This window comes from Halomonas chromatireducens (assembly GCF_001545155.1).
GTDB classification, from domain to species: Bacteria; Pseudomonadota; Gammaproteobacteria; order Pseudomonadales; family Halomonadaceae; genus Halomonas; species Halomonas chromatireducens.
Genome location: NZ_CP014226.1, coordinates 2,708,792 through 2,735,549 on the forward strand (window position 1 = coordinate 2,708,792; position 26,758 = coordinate 2,735,549).

Sequence of the window (26,758 nt, forward strand, 5' to 3'; positions counted from 1 at the left end):
CCGTTGCGCTTCGAGCGGCCCTTTGCAGCGCTTGTGGTGATACCGAGGTGATGCGGTCGGCATGAGGTATCTGGGTTGAAATGCTTAGGACAGGTAAGCCGCGGTCGGTTTCCGACCGTCGATATCCACGATATCCGCACAGGTAACTACCGATGAACGCTCCTCTGATCATCGACAAGCAGCTGATTGCCCATGACTTCCGTGTCGCTATGCATGGCAAGCTCGAACCGGAGAAGATCTATGATGTCACCAAGACATTGGTCGCCTCCCGGAAGTCCTATCCCGCCAAGGGCAGCCTGGCCAGCCTGATCTTCTATCTCAAGTTCCAGCTCAACATCACCGATGGCAAGAGCTTCGACGGCCATGCCGGCAGCGCCTCCTCACCGGGCGGCGGTACCTTCTTCGGGCACGTCTACACCGACGATCTCGAGCGGCTCTATCGCGATACCGTGAGCTTCGAGTTTCAGGCCACGCCGGTCTACCTGAGCATCCTGTACTTCGACAGCCACAGCAAACTGCTGGGCCACTTTCAGACGGGGGCCGTCTCCATCGTCACCGGCGTTGGTGGTGGCAAGGGTAAGTGGCACTGAGTTACTCACCTGGGCTTCACTTGGTTCACACCCGGGAGCGCCCTGGCCGCTCCCGGAGCCATGCGAAACGGCAAAATCGCATCATGTTCTTATTAGCGCGCTATGGGCCAGATAACACATGCCGCCGACGCGATTACCGCCTTCGTCCACCAGGGGATCACTTGATGACAGTTTCTCCTCCCCCCATCCCACCCGGCATCAGGTTACTTGCGGCGGCCGGTGATCAGCAGGTATTCCCGACGGATATGAATACCGGCGTCCGCGGTGTATTTCCCGTGGTAGCTGTCGATATCCTTCCGGAAGGCTTCCTGCTCACTGGCGGAGAGGTTGTCCATCACTTGGCGGATGGGCCCGAAACCGCGTGCATACCAGTCCCAGGCATCGTTCACGTTGTCGAAATAGTGGTTGTTGATCCCAGGCTCGAACCACAGCTCAAAGTCCTCTCCCAATAGGGCCCTGGCGTGATCCGGGTCGCCCCAGGCCAGCGGCGAGGGTTCGGGAGGCGGGTCCCCGCTGTGCTTGCCGATCACTCCGAAAAAATCCAGCACCGCACCTTCGGCGGCCCATACGGCCAGCGACAGGCGCCCGCCCGAGCGGCAGACCCGTGCCAGTTCGCGGGCTGCCTGTGCCTGGTCGGCGGCAAACATCACCCCGAAGGTGGAGATCACACCGTCGAAACTGCCATCCTCGAACGGCAGCTGTTCGGCATCCGCCTGCTGGAAACGGATCGGTGGCTGCATGTGGGCGGACAAGTCCTTGGCGGCGTCCAGCAGCCTTGAGGCAATATCCACTCCTGTTACATGCGCTCCGTATCGGGCTGCATTGCGGGCGCTCCAGCCCGTGCCGGTTGCGACATCGAGAACATGCTGTCCGGGTTGTGGGTTGAGCCTCTGCGCCGCATGGGCGAGGGCATCCGACACGCCGAAGCTGATGTTGTCATAGTGCTGCCCGCCAAGGTCCCAGGTACGGGCCGCGGCCTCATGGTGAGGCCGGACCGCAACCCCNGCGATACGGCGGGGCTCTAGCAGCCCCGGCAACACCGCCGGGAGGCCTGCGGCCTCCAGTCGCGACGGGAACCGGCGCTCCTACAGCGAAGACTCATAGACAAGTCTCTATTGGAGCGCTCGGCCTGGCACAGCCGGCCTTCTACATTGCACCTCAAACAGCACCCGACAAGCCACCTATCTTCAGGAGGCAGTGCCGCCGATAGTGAGTTCATCCAGCTTGAGCGTCGGCTGGCCCACCCCCACCGGCACCCCCTGCCCGTCCTTGCCACAGACGCCGATCCCGGTATCCAGCTCCAGGTCGTGGCCGATCATCGAGACCCGTCCCATGGCCTCCGGGCCGTTGCCGATCAGCGTCGCGCCCTTGACCGGCGCGGTGATGCGGCCGTCCTCGATCAGGTAGGCTTCGCTTGCCGAGAAGACGAACTTGCCCGAGGTGATATCCACCTGCCCGCCACCGAAGCTGACGGCATAGATGCCGCGCCTGACGCTCTTGATGATATCGGCCGGCTCGTCCTGGCCGGCCAGCATGTATGTGTTGGTCATGCGCGGCATCGGCATATGGGCGAAGGATTCGCGACGGGCGTTGCCGGTGGGCGCCATCCCCATCAGCCTGGCGTTGAGCTTGTCCTGCATGTAGCCGGTGAGAATGCCGTCCTCGATGAGCGGCGTATACTGCCCCGGCGTGCCCTCGTCATCCACGCTCATGGAGCCTCGCCGATCGGCCAGGGTGGCATCGTCGACCACCGTCACGCCGGGGGACGCGACGCGCTCGCCCATGCGCCCGGCAAAGGCCGAGCTTCCCTTGCGATTGAAGTCGCCCTCCAGGCCATGCCCCACCGCCTCGTGCAGCAGGATGCCCGGCCAGCCTGGCCCCAGTACCACCGGCAATTGTCCCGCCGGCGCATCCACCGCATCGAGGTTGACCAGTGCCTGGCGCACGGCTTCCCGGGCATAGCGCTCGGCCACGTTCTCGTCGCGCAGGCGAGCCATGGCATAGCGCCCACCGCCGCCCGCGCTGCCACGTTCGCGACGCCCATTCTTCACCGCGATCACGCTGACGTTGAAGCGCACCAGCGGCCGGATATCCGCCGCCAGGGTGCCGTCGCTGGCACGAACCAGGACGACTTCGTGGACGCCGGAGAGCGACGCACTGACCTGGGAAACCGAGGGGTCGGCGGCGCGAGCCGCGCGGTCGGCTTCCTTGAGCAGGGCGATCTTCTCCTCGGCCGAAAGGCCGGAGAGGGGATCAATCGCGTCGTAGCGTACGCTGGCCTGGCTGATCACCCGGGGCGCTGCCGACAACGCAGCGCCGCTGCGCACGATGCCAGACGCCGTACGCCCCGTCTCAGCCAGGGCATCGGCCGTGATCTGGTTGGAGTAGGCGAAGCCGGTCTTCTCACCGGCCATGGCGCGCACGCCTACGCCGCCATCGATGTTGTAGCCGGCCTCCTTCACCTCCCCATCCTCCAGCACCCAGCTCTCGTGCCAGCTGCGCTGGAAATAGAGGTCGGCGTAGTCGACGCCGGGAGTGAGCACGTGCCTCAGGCCGGCATCCAGCGACTCGAGGCCGAGGCCGCCGGGACGCAGCAGGATATCGGCGGCGGTATCGAGCATGGCTTGCGGTCGTGTCGTCATTCGGCGGTTTCCAATGTGATCTGCGGCGAGGTCCAGGGACCACGCACGCGGTAGTGAATTCGGGTGACCCGGTCGATGGCGCGGCCGAAGAGGCGATCGGCGATGAACAGGGCACCGCCCACCACCGGGGCCCCGGCAATAACGGCGGCCAGGGGCAGGCTGCTGCTGACTGGAACTGTGACGCCCAGCCGCTGGTCGAGTTCCCGCCTGACCAGGTCGACGGTACCATCGAGCGTGAAGCTGGTTGCCGGTCCGCTGATATTCACGGGTCCCTGAGTTTCCAGCACGCCTGCATACAAAGTAGCGGCACCGACCACATGATCGAAAGCCGTACCCTGCCCGGTCACGTCGGAAAAGTCCATTCGCAACCGGCGTACGAGGTTGTCGACGTTGAGCAGGCCGACCAGCCTGGCCGTGGGTGACTCCAGGTTGACGAAGCGCCCATTGCGCAGCTCCACGTCGATATTGCCACGTGAGCGGGCCAGGGCGAACTGCCACGGCGCCCCCGGCCAGGCAAGCTGGCTCCTGACTCGGGTTTCCCCGCTGCGAATGGCCACCGGCTGACCGAATGCCTCCAACGCCGAGCCCAGGTCCCGGCCGTCCAGGGAGAGCCGTGAGCGGGTAAGGCTATCGCCCGGACCGGCGGACTCCCAGATTACTTCACCATGGGCCGAGACCTGTCCCAGGGTCAGGCCCAATGGCGACACGGTCAAGCGGTCCGGCCCGCTCTGCCAGCGAGCCGTCAAGGGTCCCATCTGACGCCCCTGGTACTGAATATCGGCAATCCGCAGGCGTCCGTGAGGTAGCTGGCCGACCCAGCTTGGCAGCGGCGCGGGGTCGGTTGCCACGTCGATTTCGTCCAGCAATGCACCCACGCCCTCCTGTTGCGCCGGCATCAGACCGTCCAGGGTCAAGCGCTGCAGGGCAATATCGAGGGGGTCGGCCAGCGTGGGTCGGTAGTCAAGGTGGCCGGTCAACAGGCTGGAATCCATGTTCACACGCCATCCCCCTCCCGCCTGAGGTTGGGCCGAGGCCGTCGCCGCCCCCAGGCAACCATCCGGGCCTACCAGGCAAGCCGTCTCCAGCCTCAGCCTGCGCAACGGAGACTCGCTGGCCGCCGCTTCCCCGGCGTCCGCCAGCGAAGCCAGGACACCGCCCCACTCCCTGAAGTCGAGACGGGACTGGTAGAGATCCAGATCCCAACCCTCACCGTCGGGCCAGGCCGGAGAGCTGGGCCAGCGCCCCAGCCAGGCCTGCCCCTGGCCGCCGCCCGCTCCCGGCGTGTCCCTCCAGCGCACCCGCAGCTCGCCACCCAGCTCGGCTTCTACGCTTCGCCTGTCCAGGTCGGCGTCGACCCACAGGGAGCGCGTTTCTCCCGACGCCTTTCCGAGCGGGGCCGGCAGATTAATGGCCAGGCCCTGCAGGCCGCTCTCCAGGCGAAACGTGTTGCGCTCACCTGTGCGCAGTCTTCCCTGCCAGGGCAGCCGGCCGGATAGCAGTGGCCCGAGGTCGGGCATGGCGTCAAGCTCCAACAGGCGGGCTACGTCGATGGCACCTTCGAGATCAACCCTGCCAGCGCGGGTATCGATATCCGCCGCAAGAGGGCCACCCAGCAGGCGAGCCTCCAGCCGCCCCTGGAGCCCACCCTCCTCCTCGCCTCGCTGACGCCAGCCCAGCGGACCGCTGACGTCGCGCAATGTGACGCCAAAGTCCCGGTGGGTCAGTTGCTCCAGCGCCACCGTGGTCTCGAGGTCCAGCGCCATGTTTTCGGGCTCGCCGAGAGGCAGGCCAAGGAGCAGCTCACCGGTGGCCCCACCGACGCCCCGCCATGGATCGACCAGCTCCATACCCTCCACCGGCATGGCCCCGAGATACCGCCGCAGCGCGTCGACATCGGCCATCAGGTCACCGCTCACCGCCAGATATTCATCGGCAAGGGTGACGCGGCCGCGACGCACTTCGACGCCGAGGCTTTCGGCATAGTGGACATCGGCCTCCAGGGTATCGATACCCAGTTGCAGCCGGCCTTCGACCTGATCAAGGGCCGGCCAGCCGGGAGCGAAAGGCAGCCGGCCACGCTCGATATCCAGGTCCAGTGCCATGCTGGGAGGTACACGCTCCCCTTCTCTGAACATCGGCAGGTGGAGCTTGAAAGAACCGTTGGGTACGAAGCCCGCCACGCCGGAATCCAGCCACTGCCCGAGCTCATCGCCGAGCACGCCGATCGGCAGCCAATCCATGAGGGGACGCTCCAGCGCGTCGGCGTCACGGAACCTCAGGTCCAGCCCCAGGCCACCGCGCAGATCGCCGCCGACGACCAGCCCGAAGCCACCCTCCACCTCGGCTCCCTGCCAGCCTGCCTTCAGGCGGCGTCCGCTGACAAAGCTGCGCGGCCCGTCATAGGACCAGCTGACCACTCCACTGGCGTGGGACAGCGCCATGGGCTCGGCAAAGATCCGCGGCAGTTCGAAAACCGGGTCCTCGACGCCGACGAAATGCACGCGACCGGAGAGGTCCCGTGCCTCGACCCAGGCATCCAGCGGCCCGCCGCCCGGCACTTGTTGCCAGGCGGAGACGGCAACCTGATGGACCGCAGCTCGCGCCACCCAACTGCCGTTTTCACGTCCCACCCCCAGGCCCGCAACCAGCCCACGAGGGTCGAGGGTCTCGATGACTCGGGTCAGCCCTTCGGGCAGCAGGACCCGCTCGCGCCATGCGGCAAGCGAAGCGAGATCGAATTCACTGGTGTTGAGCCACCACTCGTCCGCCGCATGCCGCAGATGCCAGTAGCGCGGCAGCGCCGGCCCCGGCGCTGCCGTCGGAGCCCCAAGTTCGGCCCAGTCGGTAGCCTCGGCATCGCCCTCAAGCCAGGCCTCCCAGCCATCCTCGCCGCGCAACAGTTGCCCACGCGCCTTGAATGGCTCGGTCAGAATAAGATCGCCACCACGCCGCAGCGCCAGTCGTGGCACATCAAGATCCAGCCGGGCATCTGCCAGCGCTCCCCGGTGCCAGCGCCCCCATAGCCGAGCGTCCCCCTCGGCTTCCTCCAGCCGCAGGGGGTCATCGAAGGCAAGTAGCTCGACCAGTCCAATCAGCGTCTCGAGCTTCATGTCGGCCTGAAGGGCGGCACTGAAGTCACGCAGCCCACCAGGACCCGGGAAGACGTTCAGGGCAGCCACCAAGGCAGGCTCATCCTGGCCTTCGAGATGCACCTCCCCTTCGAGATGGGCATGACGCTCGTCGCCGGTGAGCAGAAGCCGAGGGGCATGCATCTCCACCCGCTCCTGCTGGCCATGCAGGACCAGGCGAACGTCATCGGCCCAGGCACGCTGGCGCAGCAGCACCCCTATCCAGAAATCAAGGTTTTCCAGATCGAAATCGCCCTTGGGCATGAATTCAGGGGGAATGTCAGCGGGATCAGGCCAGTGCCAGCTGCCCTGCGCATCCTGGTAGAGGTGCAACGTCAGTCCACTCAGCCTGGCATCCTCCACCACCAGGAAACCGTTCCTGAGAGTAGCAGAGGTATTCAAGCGCAGACTGGCATGCTCGACTTCCAGTAGCGGCAATCCGTCGGGCCCGCGCTGACTGCGGATGGTCAACCCACCGCCCTGAATCAAGGGATCGACCCCGGCCAGGCGGGCTTCCATGCGCGCCAGGTCGACCACGGCACCCGAACGGGCCTCCAGCAAGCGCTCGACCCGCGGCGCGAGCTCGTCAACCTGTGTCAGGGCAAGGCGCAGCACCAGCACTACCAGAGCCAGCAGCCCCAGCACGATGGCCACCAGCGTCAAGGCCCAGCGGCCTACCAGACGTATCGGATGCATCGCGGCGTCACATCAGCACGATGTCGTACTGCTCCTGGGAGTAGTGGTTCTCCACCTGAAAGCGGATGGTCTTGCCGATGAAGGTTTCCAGATCGGCCACCGCCGCGGACTCCTCGTCGAGCAGACGATCCACCACCGACTGAGAAGCCAGCACCATGTAGGTCTCCGCGCTGTAGGCGCGCTCCTCGCGCAGGATCTCGCGGAAGATCTCGTAACAGACCGTCTCGGCGGTCTTCAGCGTGCCACGCCCTCCACAGGTTGGACAGGCCTCGCACAGCGTTTGCTCCAGGCTTTCCCGGGTACGCTTGCGCGTCAGCTGAACCAGCCCCAGTTCGGTCACGCCGGTACACTTGGTCTTGGCATGGTCACGCTCCAGCGCCTTCTCCAGCACACGCAACACCTGCCGCTGGTGCTCCGTCTCCTCCATGTCGATGAAGTCGATGATGATGATGCCACCCAGGTTCCGCAGGCGCAGCTGCCGGGCGATGGCGTTGGCTGCCTCGAGGTTGGTCTTGAAGATGGTCTCTTCGAGATTGCGATGACCCACGTAGCCACCGGTATTGACGTCAATGGTCGTCATCGCCTCGGTGGGATCGATCACCAGGTAGCCGCCGGACTTCAGCTGCACCTTGCGCCCCAGGGCCTTGATGATCTCATCCTCGACGCTGTAGAGATCGAAGATGGGACGCTCGCCGGGGTAGTACTCGATGCGAGCCGAGGAGTCGGGCATGAACTCTTCGGCGAATTCGATCAGCTTGACGTAATTCTCCCGCGAGTCGATACGCACCTTCTCTATGTCGTCACGCATCAGGTCGCGCAGGGTACGAATGAACAGGGGAAGGTCGTCGTAGATGACGCTGGGAGAGGGGGCGGAGACCTTGCGCTCGCTGACCTTGCGCCACAGTCGCAGCAGGAAATGCATGTCGGCGAAGAGCTCTTCCTGCCCCACGTTCTCGGCTGCGGTGCGAACGATGAAGCCTCCGGTGACCTCGATATCCTGCTCGAGCTGGCAGCGTTCCAGCAGTTCACGCAAGCGCTCGCGCTCGCGCTCGTCCTCGATGCGCTGGGAGACGCCGTGATGCGGGGAGTCCGGCATATAGACCAGGTAGCGTGACGGCACCGACAGGTGAGTGGTCAGGCGCGCACCTTTGGAACCGATGGGATCCTTGGTGACCTGGACCACCAGGGACTGCCCTTCGCTGAGCAGCTGGCCGATGGCGACCTGCTCCTCTGAAGGGGTGCCCGGTGGCATGACCTCATGGACATGGATGAAGGCGGCACGGTCCAGGCCGATGTCGACGAAGGCTGCCTGCATGCCAGGCAGAACCCTTACCACCCGTCCCTTGTAGATGTTGCCGACGATGCCTCGTCGGCGTGTACGCTCGATGAGCGCCTCCTGAAGCACCCCGTTTTCCACCACGGCTACCCGGGTTTCCATCGGCGTCAGGTTGATCAGTACTTCGCCGCTCATGCGGAAATCCTTGTCCAGTCAGTCTTCGAAGCATTATGACATAGTGCGGTCGACAGACAGGGCGTTATCGGCCGCGACGGTTCCACAGCGGCACGCCCTGTCGCGACAGGAGCCTCGCGGTCTCGAACAGCGGCAGCCCGACCACAGCAGAATGACTGCCCTCGATGCGCTCGATGAAGATCGCGGCCAACCCCTGGATGGCATAGCCGCCGGCCTTGTCGGCGGGCTCACCGGTGGCCCAGTAGGCTGCTATCTCGTGCTCGTCGATGTCGCGCATGACGACCCGCGTCGTGACACAGGCTTCCAGCATACCTGCCGGCCCGGACACCGCCACTGCTGTCAGCACCTGGTGAGCACGCCCCGAAAGCCCGCGCAGCATGGCGGCTGCATGCGGTTGGTCGCGCGGCTTGCCCAGTATGACTCCATCGCAGACCACTGCCGTGTCGGATCCCAGCACGGGGAGGGAGGTTAGCCCGGCACCGGCTAACGCCTTCTGGCGTGCCAGACGAGCAACGTAGGCATCGGCGGCCTCGCCGGCAATAGGTGTCTCGTCGATATCGACCGGGCAAACCTCGACCTCGACTTCAATAGACGACAGCAGTTCCCGCCGGCGCGGCGATGCCGATGCCAGGCACAGGACAGCAGCGGTGGGCGAATCGCTCATGCAGATGGAACTCCTAATCAGCCAGTGCCAGCAAGACGGCGCTCCATCGCCTGAAACATGGTGGTCAGCCAGGGCCAGAGCACGGCACCGATCAGCGAAGGCAGCAGAAAGGCAAGATGCATCGAGAAGGGGCCGAACAGAGTCCGCAGCCACTGCTCGACAAGCTGAACCAACCCCAGCAATACCAGGATCAACAGCGACTGCTGAAGAAGGGAGTAGGTGCGAAACCGCGGATAGACCAGCGCCGCCAGGAAGGCCAGTAGCGAGAGCGTCAGGGCATTCTGTCCCAGGGGGGCGCCCTCGATCAGGTCCAGCAGGATGCCCAGCACGAAGCCATGGAAAACCCCGACCCGGTCAGGAGCCGACATGCACCAGTAGATGAGCATCAGTCCCAGCCAGTCGGGACGCCATATCTGCCACCCTTCGGCCAGGGGCATGACCTGGAGGCTGAGTGCCAACAGCAGCGTCAGCCAGACCCAGGGCAGCGCGGTGCGAGGGGAGCTTGCCATTAGTCTGTCTCCTCCTCGCTCGCCGTGTCACCGACGGACTGTTCTGCAGGAACCTGTACGGCAGGCGCCCGTTCATCAATGAGCCGATCCGGCTCGGTATCCCAGGCCTCGTCATCCGGTACCGCCACGGGGTCGGGGGGAAACAGCAGCAGGAAGTGGCGTGACCGCTGCAACAAGGCAACGGGAGCCGCGCTGACCCGGGCGAAGGGCTGGCCGGGATCATGTACCACCTCAGTGATCCGTGCCACCGGATAGCCGGCAGGGAAGCGCCCGGCGAGGCCCGACGTCACCAGCAGGTCACCCACGCGAATATCAGCGGTATCCGGCACATGCAGTACCCGGAGCACATCATACTGGCCGCTGCCCTGCAGAATGAAGCGCAACCCGTTGCGATTCACCTGCACCGGTAGTGCATGGCTGGCGTCCGCCACCATCAGCACCCGACTGGAATAAGCGGAAACCGCAGTTACCTGGCCTACCAGGCCCGAAGCATCCAGCACTGGCTGCCCCTCATAGACGCCATTGCGTCGGCCACGGTCGATGACCATCTGGTGATTGAAGGGGTCGGGGTCCAGCGAGAGCAGCTCTGCGGTGATGTAGGGAGACTCCTTGCGCGCCGCTGCTCCCAACAGCTCCCGCAGGCGTACGTTCTCGGCCGTCAGGCTGGACATATGTTGCACTCGATGGGAGAGGTGCAGGATCTGCTCTCGCAAGCGCTGGTTCTCTTCCACCAGGGCACGCTGGTCCGAGAGGGCCAGGGAGCCCCAGGCCAGGACATCGCTGGGCACGGCAACCAGCCACTGGATCGGTGCCACCACGGTGGAAAGCTGGGCGCGCACCTCCTCCATTCGCGTGAGGCGATGATCGGCGAACATCAGGGCGGAGGCGACCAGCGCACACAGCAGCATGCGATAGCCCGGTACCGATCCGTGAGAAAACAGCGGCTTAATGGCGAATCTCCCCCAGGTCTCCTCATACGCTTTGCCGGTATCAGGGAAGGTCTGAAGCCGTCACCGAGCGGTCGAGCACAGGCGCATGGAGCACGGCGGGCCATGCGAGCAACTAGGCTGCATGGACCGGCTCGCAAGGTACCACCGCACGACGAAGCGCCCCGACCGCTCGGGCACTTGCGGAAAAGGCCTAGTCGCTGGACAGCAGTTCGAAGGTATGGCGGTCGATCATCTCCAGCGCCTTGCCGCCACCCCGGGCGACGCAGGTCAGCGGATCCTCGGCGACGATGACCGGCAGCCCCGTCTCCTCGGCAATCAGCTTGTCCAGATCGCGAAGCAAGGCACCACCGCCGGTCAGCACCAGGCCACGCTCGGCAATATCGGAAGCCAGCTCGGGCGGAGACTGCTCCAATGCACTCTTGACCGCAGCGACGATGGAAGCCAGCGTCTCCTGCAGAGCATCGAGAATCTCATGGGAATTGAGGGTAAAGCTCCGCGGAATGCCCTCTGCCAGGTTGCGACCGCGCACATCGATCTCGCGCAGCTCGCCGCCGGGATAGGCGCAGCCGATCTCTTCCTTGATGCGCTCTGCGGTGGCCTCGCCGATCAGGCTGCCATAGTGGCGTCGAACATAGGCGGTAATGGCTTCGTCGAAGCGGTCGCCACCAACGCGGATGGACTCGGAGTAGACCACCCCATTGAGCGAGATAATGGCGATTTCGGTGGTACCGCCACCGATGTCCACCACCATGGAGCCCTGGGCGTCGTCCACCGGCAGACCAGCCCCGATGGCAGCGGCCATGGGCTCCTCGATCAGGAACACCTCGCGGGCACCGGCACCTTCGGCCGACTCCTTGATGGCGCGCCGTTCGACCTGGGTCGACATGCAGGGCACACAGACCAGCACGCGCGGACTGGGCGTGAGGAAGGTGCTCTGATGAACCTTGCGGATGAAGTGCTGAAGCATCTGCTCGGTGACGGTGAAATCGGCGATCACCCCGTCCTTCATCGGCCGTATGGCGGTAATATTACCCGGCGTACGACCCAGCATACGCTTGGCATCGGCGCCGACGGCGGCCACGCTGCGCATATTGCCGGACTGGCGAATGGCCACCACCGACGGCTCGTCAAGCACGATGCCGCGACCACGGACGTATATCAGTGTATTGGCCGTACCCAGATCGATCGATAGATCGCTGGAGAACAGCCCCCTCAAGCGTTTGAACATGGACGTCGTTACCTAGTGCAGACCGGGGACCCTTGTGCGGATGCAAACGGTATCATCGCCGCCCCCTCTCAGCAAGCGACATGCCACGCCCATTGCCTCGAGAAGAGTGCCCGCGGCACGTCGAATGTGGTACCTTTTCCCGCTATTCAACACCCCCAATCCGTGCGAGGACACCCAGCCCATGGCGCTTGAACACGCAGACGTGCAGCGGGCCGCCCACCTGGCCCGACTTGGCCTGAACGACGACGAGGCAGCCGGCTATGTCGACGATCTTGGTCGTATTCTTGAAATGGTCGACATGCTTCAGGCCCTCGACACCGATGGCGTAGCCCCACTGGCCCACCCCCTGGATGCCACCCAGCGCCTGCGTGCCGATGAAGTCACCGAGAGCGACCAGCGCGATGAATTCCAGCGCTGCGCACCCGCCGTCGAGAACGGACTTTATCTGGTGCCCCGGGTCGTCGAATGACCGCACGCACGCTCCTTCTTCCGATAACGGCACGCCTTCATGGAGCCATGCCGCATGCATGACAAGACGCTTGTCCAACTCGCCCGGGCGCTCGACGCCGGCGAGTTCTCCAGCCGCGAGTTGACCCAGCACCTGCTGGGCCGCATCGATCGCCTCGATGGTGAACTGAACAGCTTCATCACCGTCACCTTCGACCAGGCCCTGGCCGCCGCCGACGCCGCCGATGCCATCCGGGCCAAGGGCAACGCGGGGCCGCTCACCGGCCTGCCGCTGGCCCTCAAGGACATCTTCTGCACCCGTGGCGTGAAGACCAGCTGCGGCTCGAAGATGCTCGACAGCTTCGTTTCGCCCTACGACGCCACGGTGGTCGAGAAGCTCAGGGCCGCCGGCACGGTGAGCCTGGGCAAGACCAACATGGACGAGTTCGCCATGGGCTCCTCCAACGAGAACAGCCACTACGGCCCGGTGCATAACCCCTGGGACCTCACCGCGGTTCCCGGCGGCTCCTCGGGAGGCTCCGCCGCCGCAGTCGCCGCCGGACTGGTGCCGGCGGCAATGGGCACCGATACCGGCGGCTCGATTCGCCAGCCCGCGGCCTTCTGTGGCATCACCGGTCTCAAGCCAACCTATGGGCGGGTGTCGCGCTACGGCATGATCGCCTATGCCTCCAGCCTTGACCAGGCTGGCCCCATGGCGCGCACCGCCGAGGATTGCGCACTGCTGCTGAGCGCCATCGCCGGCCATGACCTGCGCGACTCCACCTTCGTTGCCCGCGGCGTTCCCGACTACTCCGGAGAACTCACAGCACCGCTGAGCGGCCTCAAGATCGGCCTGCCTCGCGAATACTTTGGTGACGGCCTCGACCCGGCAGTGGAGAAGGCAACCCGCGAGGCGATCGCCGTCTTCGAGTCCCTTGGCGCCAGCGTGCGCGAGGTGAGCCTCCCGCACACCCACTACGCCATCCCGGCCTACTACGTCATTGCCCCGGCCGAGGCCTCCTCGAATCTGTCACGCTTCGACGGGGTGCGCTTTGGCCATCGCTGCGACAACCCGGCCGACCTGATCGACCTCTACAAGCGCAGCCGCGCCGAGGGCTTCGGCGACGAGGTGAAACGACGCATCCTGATCGGCACCCACACCCTCTCCGAGGGCTTCTTCGATGCGTACTACAAGAAAGCCCAGCAGGTGCGGCGGCTGATCCGCCAGGATTTCCTCGACGCCTTCGAGGAGGTTGACGTGCTGATGGGGCCTGCCTCACCCACGCCGGCCTTCGACCTGGGGGCCAACAAGGATCCGGTGTCGATGTACCTGCAGGACATCTACACCATCGCCGTCAATCTGGCCGGCATCCCCGGTATCAGCGTGCCGGCGGGCTTCGTGGGTGATCGCCCGGTGGGCCTGCAGATCCTCGGCAGCCACTTCACCGAGGCACGGCTGCTCAACGTCGCCCATCAGTTCCAGCAGGCCACCGACTGGCACCGTCGTCGTCCCGCCTTTGCCGAGGAGAACGCCTGATGCAATGGGAAACCGTGATCGGGCTGGAGGTCCATGTCCAGCTCGCCACCCGCTCGAAAATCTTTTCCGGCGCGTCCACGGCCTTCGGCGCCGAGCCCAACAGCCAGGCTTGCGCCGTGGACCTGGGCCTGCCCGGCGTGCTGCCGGTGCTCAACGAGGCTGCCGTGGCCATGGCCGTCCAGTTCGGTCTGGCGATCCACGCCGACATTCCCGAGGTCTCGGTCTTCGATCGCAAGAATTACTTCTACCCCGACCTGCCCAAGGGCTACCAGACCAGCCAGATGTATCACCCCATCGTCGGTGCCGGCGAAGTGGAGATCACCCTGGATGACGGCAGCACCAAGCGTATCCGGGTCCACCATGCCCACCTGGAAGAGGATGCCGGCAAGTCGCTGCATGAGGACTTCCACGGCATGACCGGGGTCGACCTCAACCGGGCCGGCACCCCGCTGCTGGAGATCGTCTCCGAACCGGACCTGCGCTCGGCGAAGGAGGCCGCCGCCTACCTCAAGGCGATCCACTCCATCGTCACCTATCTCGGCATCAGCGACGGCAACATGGCCGAAGGGTCGATGCGCTGCGACGTCAACGTCTCGGTGCGCCCCCGGGGCCAGGAAGCCTACGGCACCCGCGCCGAGATCAAGAACGTCAACTCCTTCCGCTTCGTCGAGCGCGCCATCGCCTTCGAGGTGGAGCGCCAGGTGGAGCTGATCGAGGATGGCGGCAAGGTGGTGCAGGAGACTCGCCTGTTCGACCCTGATCGGGACGAGACCCGCAGCATGCGCACCAAGGAGGAAGCCAACGACTATCGCTACTTCCCCTGCCCCGACCTGCTTCCCGTGGTGCTGGATCAGGCCTATGTCGATCACCTGCGCAGCAACCTGCCGGAGCTGCCCGCGGAGAAGCGCGCCCGCTTCGAGCATGAACTGGGGCTTTCCGCCTACGATGCCAGCGTGCTTTCCGCCACGCGGGAGATGGCCGACTTCTTCGAGGAGGCCAAGAACGTCTGTGGCGATGCCAAGCAGGCCGCCAACTGGGTCCAGGGCGAGCTTTCCGGCGCACTCAACCGGGAGAGCCTGCCGATCACCCACAGTCCCGTCTCGGCCCGCCAGCTCGGCGAACTGATCGCCCGGGTAATGGACGACACCATCAACGGCAAGGCCGCCAAGCAGGTCTTCCAGGCCCTGTGGAACGGCCAGGGCGCCAGGGCCGACGACATCATCGAAGCCCAGGGGCTCAAGCAGGTCACTGACAGCGGTGCCATCGAGGCAATGATCGATCAGGTGATCGAGGAAAGTCCCGCCCAAGTCGCCCAGTACCGCGATGCCGAGCCGGACAAGCGTGGCAAGATGATCGGCTACTTCGTCGGCCAGGTCATGAAGGCCTCACGGGGCACCGCCAACCCCCAGCAGGTCAATCAACTGCTGAAAGAGAAGCTGGACGCCCTCTGCTGAACCCACCTGGGGCATGACGCGCAGGCAGCGCGCATGCCCCAGGTGCCGCGACCACAAGGAGATCAGAATGGCGGATGACGTCGGTGCACGGCTGCGCGCCCTGCGCACCCTGCGCGGCATTTCCCAGCGCGAGCTGGCCAAGCGCTGCGGTGTCACCCACTCCAGCCTGTCGCTGATCGAGCAGGGCAAGGTCAGCCCATCGGTCAGCTCCCTGAAGAAGATCCTCGACGCCTTTCCCATCAGTGTCGGCGACTTCTTCACCATGGACCTGGAGAGCCGCGATCAGGTCTTCTATTCAACCGCCGAGCTTGCCGATGTGGGCACCGGCGAGGTCATCTACAAGCTGGTCGGCGCCAACCGCGCCAGCCGCGCATTGGCCTTCATGATCGAGACCTATCCCCCCGGCGCCGATACCGGCCACGAGATGATCGCCCACCAGGGTGAAGAAGCGGGCGTCGTGCTGGAAGGCGAGATCGAGATCACCATTGGTGCGGAATCCCGTACCCTTGGCCCGGGTGAAGCCTATTACTTCGATACCAACGTGCCCCACCGCTTTCGCAACCCCGGCAAGGAATCCTGCCGCCTGGTGAGCTGCTGCACCCCCGCTCGAACCTTCTGATCCGCCTCACACTTCTTCTGCGCCGATTGCCCGCCACCGGCACCAGGCGGTCTGTCACTGTGCCTGCCTGATAATATCTATACATAAGATAGATAGTTGTACAATTATAGTATAGCCAATAGACTGCACTCCTACGCAGGGTGCTGATCAAGCACCGCTGGCCCGGGCGCCGCAGAGCGCCTCATAAAAAGAAGGAAAGACAATGAGCTCCCTGACGGCACGTTTCTCCCGGCTTGGCATTCGATCCCGACTGGTCAGCGGCTTTTCAGCCGTGCTGGTGCTGATCGTGGCCCTGACCCTCATCGGCATCAGCCAGGTAAACAGCATCGACCGCGGCCTCACCACCATCAACGACATCAATGGCGCCAAGCTGCGCCACGCCATCGACTGGCGAGGCAGCGTTCATGACCGCGCCATCCTGCTGCGCGACATGACCCTGGTTACCAGCGACGCAGACCTGGACGCCCTGCAGGCCGATTACCAGGTCCTGGCCGAAAACTACGAGCGCGCCACCGGGGGACTCAGCGATGTCATGAGCGCCGCGCCGGACAGCGTTACCGACAGGGAGCGCACATTGCTTGCCGCCATCGAAAGCCAGGCCGCCGCCACCCAGGCGCTTGCCGCCGACGTCATGGCGCAACGCCAGGACGGGAATCTGCCGGCGGCCCGCCAGCAGTTGCTCGCCGCAGCCGGCCCCGCCTTCTTCGCCTGGCTTGACGAGATCAACGGCTTCATCGACTACCAGGAAAGCAACAGCGCCGCCGACACCGCCGTGGCCCGTGACACGGCAGAAGGCTTCCAGATACTGATGCTGGGGCTCTGCCTGGCCGCGCTGCTAATCGGCGGCATCATCGCCTACCTGCTCTCCCGCCAGCTGCTCAGGGAGCTGGGCGCCGAGCCCCACGAAGTGAAGGCATTCGCCGAGGCAATCGGTCGCGGCGAGCTGACGACCGCCGGGCGACTGCGGAAGAACGACGACCACAGCATCATGGCCTCCCAGATGAACATGGCACGACAGCTTCAGGGCATCGTCGCCCAGGTACGTGCCGCAGCGGACGCCGTGGCGAGCAACAGCGAGCAGATCGCCGAAGGTAACAACGACCTTGCATCACGCACGCAGCAGCAGGCCAGCGCCCTGACCCAGACTGCCTCCGCCATGGAGGAGCTCAACGGTACCGTGTCCCAGAACTCCGCCAATGCCGAACAGGCGAGCAGCGAGGCCGAGGGCGCGTCCGTCACGGCCAGGCGCGGTGGCGCCGCCGTGCAGCAGGTCGCGGAAACCATGAACGACCTCGACCGCAGCTCCAGCGAGATCGCCAGCATCATCTCCACCATCGATAACATCGCCTTCCAGACCAACATCCTGGCCCTCAATGCCTCGGTAGAAGCCGCCCGGGCCGGCGAGCACGGTCGCGGCTTCGCCGTGGTCGCCGCCGAGGTGCGCAAGCTGGCTCAGAACAGTGCCAATGCGGCCCGCGAGATCAATGAGCTGATCACCAGCAACGTGGAACGTGTCAAGCACGGCAACGCCCGTGCCGCCGATGCCAGCCAGGCAACCGAAGAGATCATCGAAGCCATCGGCCGGGTCAGCCAGATCATGCAGGAGATCAGCCAGGCCAGCGCCGAACAGCGCACCGGCGTCCAGGAAGCCGGCAAGGCGGTCTATGAAATGGACCAGGTGACCCAGCAGAATGCCATCCTGGTAAACCAGAGCGCCTCGTCCGCCGCCAACCTGAGCCAGCATGCCCAGCAGCTGATCAACGCCATGTCGGCCTTCCACCTGCCCCAAGGCAGCGCGGCAGCAAACCGGGCGCCTTTCTCCCTGGGCGCTACCAACGCTGACTGGCGGACACTCAGTGACCCGCAGCCCTCACGGAGCCGCTCGACCAAGAGTATCGTTGGACAGCGACTGCAGCCCGAATGGGAAAATTTCTGAGAACGAGGGAGCACAGGCTCGTGCCTCCTAAAGACCCTAATGGAGAGACACCATGTTCGGATGGTTGAAACCTGACCCGAAGAAGAAACTGCAGAAAGCGTATGAGCACAAGCTGCAGCAGGCGATGGAGGCAGCCCGCAACGGCGACATGCGTGCCAATGCGACCCTGACCGAGGAAGCCGAAAGCCTGCTAGCCGAGCTCAAGCAGCATTCGTCATAGCAGCACGGACCCCCTGCGGGAGAGCTATCGCAGCAGGGGATTCGGAGAGATAGGCTCCACATCACGCTTCCCCCGAGTCACCATGGTGGCCGGGGGACAGTTCGAGGCGGGCTCGCTCGACCAGCTCGGCGGGCAGCTCCTTCTTCACCGCCACCCCCAGCTCCTGGAACTCGGCGGTCTGCTTGATCAGGTTGGCACGGCCGTTGACCAACTGGCCCATGGCCCTGTCGTAGCTGTCACGGGCCCCTTCCAGCTTCCTCCCCACGTCCTCCATGCTCTCCAGGAACAGACGCAGCTTGTTGTAGAACTTCTCGGCACGACTTGCCAGCTCGGCGCTGTGACGGCTCTGATCCTCGAAGCGCCACAGCTGGCGCACGATATTCAGGCTGGTGAGCAGCGTGGTGGGCGTCGCCACCAGCACGTTGTTCTCGATGGCCCGCTGGAAGAGCGACTCGTCGAACTTCAGTGCCTCCACATAGGCGGACTCCACCGGAATGAACATCACCACGACTTCCGGCGAGTTGAGCCCCGGCAGGTCATAGTAGTGCTTGTCGGCCAGCTCGGCGATACGATCGCCCACTGCCCGGGCATGTTCGGCCAGCGCCTGCCCCCTCGCCACTTCCCCGTCCGCGTTCACGTACCGCACATAGGCGGATAGCGACGTCTTGGCATCGATGACCAGATGCTTGCCCTGGGGCAGGTAGACGATGGCATCGGGCCGCCGCCGCCCCTCCTCGGTAGCGAAGCTGACCTCGCGCTGGTAGTCCTTGCCGGCGCGCAGGCCGGAGCCCTCCAGCACGTTCTCGAGCATCAGCTCACCCCAGTTGCCCTGCACCTTCTTCTGCCCCTGAAGCGCCCGGGTCAGGCGATCGGCCTGGTCGGTAATCTCGCGGTTGAGGCCCTGCAGATGCTTGAGTTCGGTGCGCAGGCTGGCGCGCTGCTCGGTGTCGAAGCGGTGGATGGATTCCACTTTCTCGCGAAAGCCCTTCATCTCGCTCTGGATGGGCTGCAGCAAGCCGCTGATATGCTTCTGGGACAGCTCCGAGAAGGCCTTTCCCTTGCGTTCGAGTATCTCGTTGGCAAGGTTCTCGAACTCCTGCTTGAGCTGGTCGCGGCTGTCGCGCAGCAGCGTGAGCTGCTCGGCGAAGTGCTGCTGCTTCTGCTCCAGCGTGGTAGCCAGGCGCGCCTCGCTTATCTGCACCTCACCCAGCATGCGCTGCGATTCATCGAGGCGTCGCTCGCGCTCGGCAAGCCGCTCGCGCAGCTCGGCCAGGGCGGCGGCGTGCCGTTGCGCATCGGCGCGCTGACGCCGGGCAGCGAACAGGCCGGCCAGGCCGAAGGCGAGCAGGAATGCCAGCAGCGCCATGGCATAGCCGACGGGAAGGGAGTCCAGCAGTGTCGTCAGATCGGTCAAGGGGGGTCTCCTGCGGGCGGTCGTCGCGCCAGTATACCCGCCGCAGCCGCCCGCTCCCTCCCCTCAGTCCCGGTGCAGCGCCATCCACACGCTCTTGAGGCTGGAGTACTCCTCCAGGCTATGATGCGACTTGTCGCGACCGTTGCCCGACTGCTTCACCCCGCCGAAGGGCATGGTCTGATCGCCCCCGGCCCAGTTGTTGACGAACACCTGGCCCGACTGCAGCCGCCGGGTGACCCGCATGATGCGATCGATGTCCTGGCTCCATAGCCCCGCGGCAAGCCCGTGGGGCGTGTCGTTGGCCAGGGCCACCGCCTCTTCTTCGCTGTCGAAGCCGAACACCGCCAGCACCGGGCCGAAGATCTCCTCGCGGCCGATCGTCATCTGTGGCGTCACGCCATCGAAGACCGTGGGTGGAATAAAGTAGCCCGGGCCGTCGATGGCCTGGCCGCCGGTGCGCAGCCGTGCGCCCTCTTCCACGCCCTGGCGGATGTAGTCGAGGATGCGTCGGTGCTGGGTCTCGTCGACGATGGCACCCATGAAGCTCTCGGGGTCGAGCGGGTCGCCGGGCTGCATGGTCTCGGCTGCTTTCAATACACGCTCAACGAATTCCTCGCGGATCACGTTCTCCACCAGCAGCCGGGAGCCGGCGATGCACACCTCGCCCTGGTTGTGGAAGATGGCTGCGGCGGCGTGCTTAGCCACCTTGTCCAGCTCCTTGCAGTCGGCGAAGACGATATTGGGCGACTTGCCGCCGCACTCCAGGTAGACCCGCTTGAGGTTCGACTGGCCGGCATACTGCATCAGCTGCTTGCCCACCGCCGTGGAGCCGGTGAAGGCCAGGCAGTCAACTTCCATGGAGAGCGCCAGCGCCTTGCCCGCGGTATGGCCGAAGCCGGGCAGCACCTGGAACACCCCACGCGGTATCCCCGCTTCCTTGGCCAGTTGGGCCAGGCGCAGCGCCGAGAGCGGCGACTTCTCCGAGGGCTTGAGGATCACGCTGTTGCCGGCGGCCAGCGCCGGGGCGATCTTCCAGGCGGTCATCATCAGCGGGAAGTTCCACGGCACGATGGCCGCCACCACGCCGATGGGCTCGCGCAGCACCAGCGCCAGGGCATCCTCGCCGGTGGGCGCCACCTCGCCGTAGAGCTTGTCGATGCACTCGGCCTGGTAGCGGATACAGGCGATGGCACCATTCATGTCGCCAAGCGAGCTCGAAACCGGCTTGCCCATGTCGAGGGTATCTATCAAAGCCAGCTCATGCTTGTTGGCTTCCATCAGATCGGCCAGACGCAGCAGCACCTTCTTGCGCTTGCCCGGCGCCAGGCGGGACCACTCGCCGCCAGTGAAGGCCGCCCGGGCCGCGGTCACGGCCAGCTCGGCATCGACGGCGTCGCAGCTTGCCACCTGGGCCAGGATCTCGTTCGTCGCCGGGTTGCGCGACTCGAAGGTGTCTCCGCTCGCGGCGGCGACGAAGGCATCGTCGATAAAGGCTCGCGACTCGAAGGCGAGCCCGGCGGCCAGAGCCTGCCAGTCGGCCTGGGTACGGGGGGATTGCGAACGGCTCACGGTCGGGACTCCTCTATGAAGGGTTGTTGTTGGGCCTGTTCGTCCAGCGCCTGGCGAGCCACGTCTGCCAGTGCGACGATCTCGGCGTTGATGATCACTAGTGACGGCCAGATCATCATCGTATCACCCACCGAGCACACCACCAGCAGGCCCCCGCCCCTGTCGATGATCGCGACAGGCGCTGGCGAAGCCTTCGAATAGCGCGTGGTATAGCGGATGTTCCGCTGGTCGCCATTCCGGATGCCACTGTACCGCGAGGGCAAAGGCCGGCGCTGCGGTGACCGAGACCGCTTCGACCAGGCCATCCGGTGCCCATGCCTCCGCGCGGAGTCCCTCCCCAAGACGGTCGATGCCCTGCTGATGCAGCGAGTTGACCTTCGAGCACGACTCGGGATACAGCGCTGCGAGATGGCCGCCGGAATGCAGCTCGATGCCATGTGCCGGAGCGTAGCGAGCGGCGTAGTCAGCATCAGGCTCACGGTGATCCAGCAGGCCGGGTACATTCTGCACTGCCTGGTGCAGCGTGCCACCATACGCCACGTTGAGTTCCTGAAAGCCACGACAGATGCCCAGCAGCGGCAGGCCGCGACAAATGGCAGCAGGTATCCATGACAGCGCAGCGGCGTCGCGATGCAGATCATCCCGGGTATTTTCCGGCGCCCGCTCGGCACCGTAGCGGGAAGGTTCCACGTTGGAATAACTGCCGGTGAGCAACAATCCATCCAGGTGTGTGAGCAAGGCGCCATCGACGGCATCCTGCCATACCGGCAGTACTACTGGTGCCAAACCATAGTCGCGTAACGCACTCAGGTACTTGTCGGTCACCACGTGAGCGGAGTGCCCCTCCACGTCACGGCGACAGGCAATGACACCCACCAGGGGTCGGCTCTGCATTGGAAGCCTCCTTCGAATGCTCATAGGCAGGTTGGTCCACTACGGCCACCCTATCTTCGTTGAGTAATCTTGCCAAGGAGACCAGTTGAAAATCCAGATATTTCTCGGATAAAAGTCAAAATATATTTTATATACAACGAGTTATAAGGCAACAAATAAAGCGCCTCGTACGAGCATATCGTAAATAATTTGACAACACTCTACAGTGACTGAAAGATTAGTCACAATGACAGCCAAACCGAACAATACAGGTGACTTAATGGCGTCGCTTACCGTCGCTCAAGCTCGTGCCTTCCTCAAGTGTCATCCTGATGTCGACAGCATCGATCTGCTGATCAGCGATCTCAACGGTGTGCTGCGAGGCAAGCGCATCCCCAGCGCCAACCTGGAAAAGGTGTGTCTCGTTGGCGTCAACCTGCCGGCTTCGGTCTTCGCCCTCGACATTAACGGCAACACCATCGAGGCCACCGGCCTGGGGCTGGCTATTGGCGACAGCGACCGCGTCTGCGTCCCTCTAGAAGGCTCGCTGATGCCGAGCCCCTGGCTGCGCAAGGGCCGACAGGCCCAACTGCTGATGACCATGATCGAAGCCGATGAAACGCCCTTCTTTGCCGATCCCCGACAGGTGCTGTCACGGGTCCTGACTCGCTTCGAGGAAGCCGGCCTGACTCCGGTGGTGGCCGTCGAGCTGGAGTTCTACCTGGTGGACCGGGCGCGCACGTCCGCTGGCGCGATACAGCCGCCCTGCTCGCCCTGCAGCGGTGAGCGCGCCACCCAGAGCCAGCTCTATTCCATCCAGGAACTCGACGAGTACGCCGACTTTCTCGAGGACATCCAGACCGCTGCCCGAACCCAGGACCTACCGCTGGATACTGCTCTCAAGGAGTGCGCACCGGGTCAGTTCGAGATCAACCTGATCCACTGTGACGATGCCCTGCGGGCCTGCGACAGCGCCGTGCTGCTCAAGCGCTTGATCAAGGGCGTGGCACTGACCCACGGGTTCGAGGCCACCTTCATGGCCAAGCCCTATGGGCTGGAAGCCGGAAACGGGACCCATGTGCATATCAGCCTGCTGGACGAGGCCGGTAACAATGTCTTCAGCGACGCCGAGGGCTCTGCACTGGGCACGTCGACGCTGCGCCACGCCACTGCCGGCCTGCTGGAGCTGATGCCGGCCTCGATGGCATTCTGCGCGCCCAACCTCAACTCCTTTCGTCGCTTTCAGCCGGGGCTCTACGTGCCCATGGCCCCCACCTGGGGATATGACAACCGATCGGTGGCGCTTCGGATTCCCTCCGGACCCAACGGCGCCCGTCGCATCGAGCACCGGGTTGCCGGTGCGGACGCCAACCCCTACCTGCTACTCGCCACCCTGCTGGCCGGCATCGAGCACGGGATCCAGCAGCGCCTGGAACCACCCGCACCGGTGACGGGAAATGCCTACGACCAGTTCCCCCCCAGCCTCACCAACAGCTGGCAACAGGCCCTCGACCTGCTGGAAACCAACGCCCCCCTGGGCAAGGCTCTCGGCCACGATTTCATCAAGGTATTCATTGCCAACCGTCGCGCCGAGCGTGCCCAGGCCATGCAGGCGGTGAGCCAGCTCGAGTACGAATGGTACCTGCGTAACGTCTAGCGAAAACAACGACGCCCCGGCATGGGGCCAGGGCGTTGTGGAACGGGCGTGGTGCTGGCGGAATCAACCTTCGTTGGTGATCTGGCTCTCCCAGCGGGGCCGGCCATCCTCGATGAGGACACGGTCGCCCTGGGGCGGAGTGTCCACACGGCTGGTCTGTACCACGTCGCCATAGCGCCAGGTAACGTCATAGCCTAGGGTTTCCTGGTGTGAATCCATCACCGTATGGCACTGACGCTGCGTGGTGGTATAGGTCTGGGGCGCCTGATTGGCCTCGATGCGGCCCTGCACTTCGCGTCCCGCCAGGCCGCCGCCCACCACACCGGCAACGGTAGCCAGTGTCTTGCCGCTGCCGCCCCCGACCTGGTTGCCCAGCAGGCCACCGACGACGGCACCGGCAGCCGTACCGGCGATACGATTCGGATCGCGGCTGGGCTGCTGCGGCGCAGACTGGCTGACCACGACGTCCTCGCATACCTCGCGGGGCGTCTCGACGCTGCGCGTCACGCTCTCCGTGCCGAGTATATCGGCATACTGGGGTCCGCTCTCCTCCGGAGGCTGCTGGACCTGCCAGGCGCCGAACGCCAGACCACCCAGACCGAAAACGGCCAATGTCACGCCTACGACGGTTGATTTGTTCATCTGTCACCTCCTCTGTGGCGCACAGGCGCCTTGCCGACAAAATGCAGGGGTCGGCTCCGGTCGATGTGCGGCGAATGCGATGAGGGACGGCGCATCCTGCGCCGCCAGGGGAATGAAACCCAGTATACGCTGTCGCGAAGTGTAAAGATGTGCTCACGCACCGCTTCCACAATTTCTGACCAGGCGTCAGCAAAAGGCGACAGCCATAGTGCCTAGTACCCCAACCGATCTCGCAGCGAGTAGTACCAGGCGCCAAGGGCGGAGAGGGGTACGCGCATCAGTCGCCCCCCGGGGAAAGGCAGGTGCGGCAGGCCGGCAAAGGCATCGAAGCGCTCGCTCTCCCCCCTCATGACTTCGGCAATCAAGCGTCCGGCCAGGTGCGAACAGGTCACCCCGTGGCCGGAGTAGCCCTGAGCATAGTAGACATTGCCGTTCAGCCGCCCGAACTGCGGCAGGCGACTCAGGGTCATCAGGAAATTGCCGCTCCAGGCATAATCGATATTGGCTTCGGCCAATGAGGGAAAGGTCTTCAGCAGTTGGGGGGGGATCACCGCCGCGATATCCGCCGGATCCTGGCCGCCGTAGTTGACGCCGCCACCGTAGAGCAGCCGGCCATCGGCGGTGAAGCGATAGTAGTCGAGCAGGTAATTACAGTCCTCCACCGCCATGTCGTTGGGTATCAACTCACGCCGCAACGTCTCCGGCAACGGCTCGGTGGTGATGATCTGAGTGCCACAGGGCATCGACCTGTTCTCCAGCTCCGGCAGCACCCCCTGCAGATAGGCGTTGCCGGCCATGACCACCCGCTGGGCCGTGACCGTGCCTTGAGGAGTGCGCAGCACGACCGGTTCGCCGTGCCTCACTTCCAGCACAGGGGTCTGCTCGTGGATCACCCCGCCCAGCGCTTCAAAGGCCATCGCCTCGCCGAGCACCAGGTTGAGCGGGTGCAGGTGGCCACCGGAGTGATCCACCAGCGCTCCCACGTAGCGGTCGCTGTTCACCTCCCGCTTCAATGCCGGGCCTTCCAGCAGCTCCAGCTCATGGTGGCCGTAGCGCTCCCAGAGGGCCTTGTGCTCGACCAGCCCCTGCATCTGTTTGTCATTGCAGGCAGCGAACAGGTTGCCGTCCTTCAGGTCGCATTGAATCGCATATTGCGCTATGCGTTTGCGGATGATGCGGTTGCCCTCGAAGGCCATGTCGCCCAGCGCCCTGGCGGTCTCGCTGCCGTACTTTGCCTCGATCACGTCCATGTCACGGCTGTAGCTGTTGACGATCTGCCCGCCGTTGCGACCCGACGCGCCAAAGCCGACCCGGGCCGCCTCCAGCACCACCACCTGCACCCCCTGCTCGGCGAGGTGAAGCGCTGCGGAAATACCGGTAAACCCAGCCCCGACCACGCAGACGTCACACTCGATGTCGCCCGCAAGGGTGGGACGCGCCGGCGATGGATTGGCCGTCGCCGCATAGTAGGACGCCACATGTTCGTGATTGGGGTTGGTCGACATTGCGCTACCTCACTTGAAAAATAGAGTTAGGAAGCGCTGCACAAATCGGCGAGCGAGATGAAGCGCAAGGCGCACGGAGCACAGGAACCGGAGCATATGGGGTATATGTGAGGATTCCGAGCACCGCGCAACGCAGCGATTCGCTCGCGCAGGCATTTGTCCAGTGCTTCTCATCGGCCTGCCGTCATATCCTGGAGCATCGCCTGTCGCCGCTTGGCCTCGCTGCGGCGCATGAAGTACCAGGCGAGAAAGGTGGCCAGCGATACAGCGAGTATGATCAAGGTGGCCAATGCATTGATCTTGGGCGACACCCCCATTCGCACCGAGGAGAACACCACCATGGGCAGGGTCGTGGCGCCGGGGCCGGAAACGAAGCTGGCGATCACCAGGTCGTCCAGCGACAGGGTGAAGGCCAGCAACCAGCCGGCTGCCAGCGCCGGCGAGATCACCGGCAGCGTGATGTGAAAGAAGGTTTTCACCGGCCCCGCGCCAAGATCCATGGCCGCCTCCTCGATGGAAAGGTCCACCTCGCGCAGCCTGGACGCCACCACCACCGCCACGTAGGCGCTGCAGAAGGTGGTGTGGGCGATCCAGATGGTGACCATGCCACGGTCTGCCGGCCAGCCGATCATCTGCGCCATGTGAACGAAGAGCAGCAACAGCGACAGCCCGGTGATCACCTCGGGCATGACCAGCGGCGCGGTCACCATGCTGGAGAGCACCGTCTTGCCCCGAAAGCGCGAGAAGCGCGTCATCACGAAGGCCGCCAGGGTACCCAGGCACACCGCCATGGAAGCCGAGAAGAAGGCAATGCGCAGGCTGGTCCATACGGCCGCCAGGATCTGCCGGTCGCGAAACAGTTCGATGTACCAGCGCCCGGAGAATCCGGCCCATACCGTCACCAGCCGCGACGAGTTGAAGGAGTAGATCACCAGGATGACCATCGGCAGGTAGAGGAACAGCAGGCCGACGATCAGCATCACCGTGGTGAAGGATGGCTTACGCAT

Annotated in this window: 23 protein-coding genes; 8 read left to right on the top strand and 15 right to left on the bottom strand. The window is 64.6% G+C overall.

The features are described from left to right. The first annotated feature begins 152 nt into the window (after positions 1 to 152). Positions 153 to 590: a VapA/VapB family virulence-associated protein gene (locus tag LOKO_RS12545; protein WP_066449773.1), complete on the top strand. Its 438-nt coding sequence runs from the start codon at positions 153 to 155 to the stop codon at positions 588 to 590. Positions 591 to 793: 203 nt separating this feature from the next. Here the strand turns inward: LOKO_RS12545 and LOKO_RS12550 are convergent, their stop codons facing one another. The 8 genes from LOKO_RS12550 to LOKO_RS12585 all read right to left on the bottom strand — a co-directional run bounded on the left by LOKO_RS12550 (position 794) and on the right by LOKO_RS12585 (position 11,878). Further along, positions 794 to 1,630, bottom strand: coding sequence for a class I SAM-dependent methyltransferase (locus tag LOKO_RS12550; protein WP_335339187.1), 837 nt, complete (start codon positions 1,628 to 1,630; stop codon positions 794 to 796). Positions 1,631 to 1,777: 147 nt separating this feature from the next. Then, positions 1,778 to 3,232 carry a metalloprotease TldD gene (gene tldD, locus LOKO_RS12555; protein ID WP_066449774.1) on the bottom strand — a complete coding sequence of 485 codons (1,455 nt, stop codon included), beginning with the start codon at positions 3,230 to 3,232 and terminating at the stop codon, positions 1,778 to 1,780. After that, on the bottom strand, positions 3,229 to 7,056 hold the full coding sequence (locus LOKO_RS12560; RefSeq protein WP_066449775.1) for a YhdP family phospholipid transporter: 3,828 nt from the start codon (positions 7,054 to 7,056) through the stop codon (positions 3,229 to 3,231). Before LOKO_RS12560 ends, tldD begins: the two co-directional genes overlap by 4 nt. A gap of 7 nt (positions 7,057 to 7,063) precedes the next feature. Next, a complete protein-coding gene (rng, locus tag LOKO_RS12565; RefSeq protein ID WP_066449777.1) occupies positions 7,064 to 8,527 on the bottom strand; it encodes a ribonuclease G in 1,464 nt (487 codons plus the stop codon). Positions 8,528 to 8,591: 64 nt separating this feature from the next. Next, on the bottom strand, positions 8,592 to 9,191 hold the full coding sequence (locus LOKO_RS12570) for a Maf family protein (protein WP_066449779.1): 600 nt from the start codon (positions 9,189 to 9,191) through the stop codon (positions 8,592 to 8,594). Between the two features lie 17 nt (positions 9,192 to 9,208). Next, on the bottom strand, positions 9,209 to 9,700 hold the full coding sequence (mreD, locus tag LOKO_RS12575) for a rod shape-determining protein MreD (RefSeq protein ID WP_066449781.1): 492 nt from the start codon (positions 9,698 to 9,700) through the stop codon (positions 9,209 to 9,211). After that, positions 9,700 to 10,608 (bottom strand): rod shape-determining protein MreC, encoded by a 909-nt coding sequence (gene mreC / locus LOKO_RS12580; protein ID WP_066449782.1) that lies wholly within the window; start codon positions 10,606 to 10,608, stop codon positions 9,700 to 9,702. The genes mreD and mreC overlap by 1 nt, the downstream gene beginning before the upstream one ends. 232 nt (positions 10,609 to 10,840) lie before the next feature. Next, complete coding sequence (locus tag LOKO_RS12585) at positions 10,841 to 11,878, bottom strand: rod shape-determining protein (RefSeq protein ID WP_043514225.1); 1,038 nt, start codon at positions 11,876 to 11,878, stop codon at positions 10,841 to 10,843. Positions 11,879 to 12,059: 181 nt separating this feature from the next. On the opposite strand from LOKO_RS12585, the gene gatC reads away from it, so the two are divergent. The 6 genes from gatC (at position 12,060) to LOKO_RS19465 (ending at position 18,091) form a co-directional block, all read left to right on the top strand. Then, complete coding sequence (gatC, locus tag LOKO_RS12590; protein WP_066452345.1) at positions 12,060 to 12,347, top strand: Asp-tRNA(Asn)/Glu-tRNA(Gln) amidotransferase subunit GatC; 288 nt, start codon at positions 12,060 to 12,062, stop codon at positions 12,345 to 12,347. Positions 12,348 to 12,401: 54 nt separating this feature from the next. Beyond that, positions 12,402 to 13,862, top strand: coding sequence for an Asp-tRNA(Asn)/Glu-tRNA(Gln) amidotransferase subunit GatA (gene gatA, locus LOKO_RS12595; RefSeq protein WP_066449789.1), 1,461 nt, complete (start codon positions 12,402 to 12,404; stop codon positions 13,860 to 13,862). Further along, on the top strand, positions 13,862 to 15,316 hold the full coding sequence (gene gatB, locus LOKO_RS12600; RefSeq protein ID WP_066449790.1) for an Asp-tRNA(Asn)/Glu-tRNA(Gln) amidotransferase subunit GatB: 1,455 nt from the start codon (positions 13,862 to 13,864) through the stop codon (positions 15,314 to 15,316). Before gatA ends, gatB begins: the two co-directional genes overlap by 1 nt. Before the next feature lie 67 nt (positions 15,317 to 15,383). Further along, positions 15,384 to 15,935 (top strand): cupin domain-containing protein, encoded by a 552-nt coding sequence (locus tag LOKO_RS12605; protein ID WP_066449791.1) that lies wholly within the window; start codon positions 15,384 to 15,386, stop codon positions 15,933 to 15,935. A gap of 202 nt (positions 15,936 to 16,137) precedes the next feature. Then, positions 16,138 to 17,871: a methyl-accepting chemotaxis protein gene (locus LOKO_RS12610; protein ID WP_066449794.1), complete on the top strand. Its 1,734-nt coding sequence runs from the start codon at positions 16,138 to 16,140 to the stop codon at positions 17,869 to 17,871. Between the two features lie 52 nt (positions 17,872 to 17,923). After that, positions 17,924 to 18,091: a DUF6435 family protein gene (locus tag LOKO_RS19465; protein ID WP_144439663.1), complete on the top strand. Its 168-nt coding sequence runs from the start codon at positions 17,924 to 17,926 to the stop codon at positions 18,089 to 18,091. A 61-nt stretch (positions 18,092 to 18,152) separates the two neighbouring features. Here LOKO_RS19465 and LOKO_RS12615 read toward each other — a convergent pair whose 3' ends face one another. The 4 genes from LOKO_RS12615 to LOKO_RS12625 all read right to left on the bottom strand — a co-directional run bounded on the left by LOKO_RS12615 (position 18,153) and on the right by LOKO_RS12625 (position 21,968). Then, positions 18,153 to 19,505, bottom strand: a complete 1,353-nt coding sequence (locus LOKO_RS12615) for a DNA recombination protein RmuC (RefSeq protein ID WP_066449796.1) — start codon at positions 19,503 to 19,505, stop codon at positions 18,153 to 18,155. 63 nt (positions 19,506 to 19,568) lie between these two features. Further along, a complete protein-coding gene (locus tag LOKO_RS12620) occupies positions 19,569 to 21,074 on the bottom strand; it encodes an aldehyde dehydrogenase (RefSeq protein WP_066449798.1) in 1,506 nt (501 codons plus the stop codon). Next, the gene (locus tag LOKO_RS20410) at positions 21,071 to 21,193 is read right to left on the bottom strand and encodes a hypothetical protein (protein WP_256379978.1); all 123 of its coding nucleotides are present in this window, start codon (positions 21,191 to 21,193) and stop codon (positions 21,071 to 21,073) included. The genes LOKO_RS12620 and LOKO_RS20410 overlap by 4 nt, the downstream gene beginning before the upstream one ends. Before the next feature lie 4 nt (positions 21,194 to 21,197). Beyond that, positions 21,198 to 21,968, bottom strand: a complete 771-nt coding sequence (locus tag LOKO_RS12625; protein ID WP_066449801.1) for a gamma-glutamyl-gamma-aminobutyrate hydrolase family protein — start codon at positions 21,966 to 21,968, stop codon at positions 21,198 to 21,200. Positions 21,969 to 22,227: 259 nt separating this feature from the next. Between LOKO_RS12625 and LOKO_RS12630 the strand changes: the two genes are divergently transcribed. Next, positions 22,228 to 23,604 (top strand): glutamine synthetase family protein, encoded by a 1,377-nt coding sequence (locus LOKO_RS12630; RefSeq protein ID WP_066449803.1) that lies wholly within the window; start codon positions 22,228 to 22,230, stop codon positions 23,602 to 23,604. A 63-nt stretch (positions 23,605 to 23,667) separates the two neighbouring features. Here LOKO_RS12630 and LOKO_RS12635 read toward each other — a convergent pair whose 3' ends face one another. The 3 genes from LOKO_RS12635 to LOKO_RS12645 form a co-directional block, all read right to left on the bottom strand. Beyond that, on the bottom strand, positions 23,668 to 24,246 hold the full coding sequence (locus tag LOKO_RS12635; RefSeq protein ID WP_066449806.1) for a glycine zipper 2TM domain-containing protein: 579 nt from the start codon (positions 24,244 to 24,246) through the stop codon (positions 23,668 to 23,670). A gap of 212 nt (positions 24,247 to 24,458) precedes the next feature. After that, a complete protein-coding gene (locus LOKO_RS12640) occupies positions 24,459 to 25,751 on the bottom strand; it encodes an NAD(P)/FAD-dependent oxidoreductase (RefSeq protein WP_066449811.1) in 1,293 nt (430 codons plus the stop codon). 170 nt (positions 25,752 to 25,921) lie between these two features. Beyond that, positions 25,922 to 26,758, bottom strand: coding sequence for an ABC transporter permease subunit (locus tag LOKO_RS12645; protein ID WP_066449813.1), 837 nt, complete (start codon positions 26,756 to 26,758; stop codon positions 25,922 to 25,924).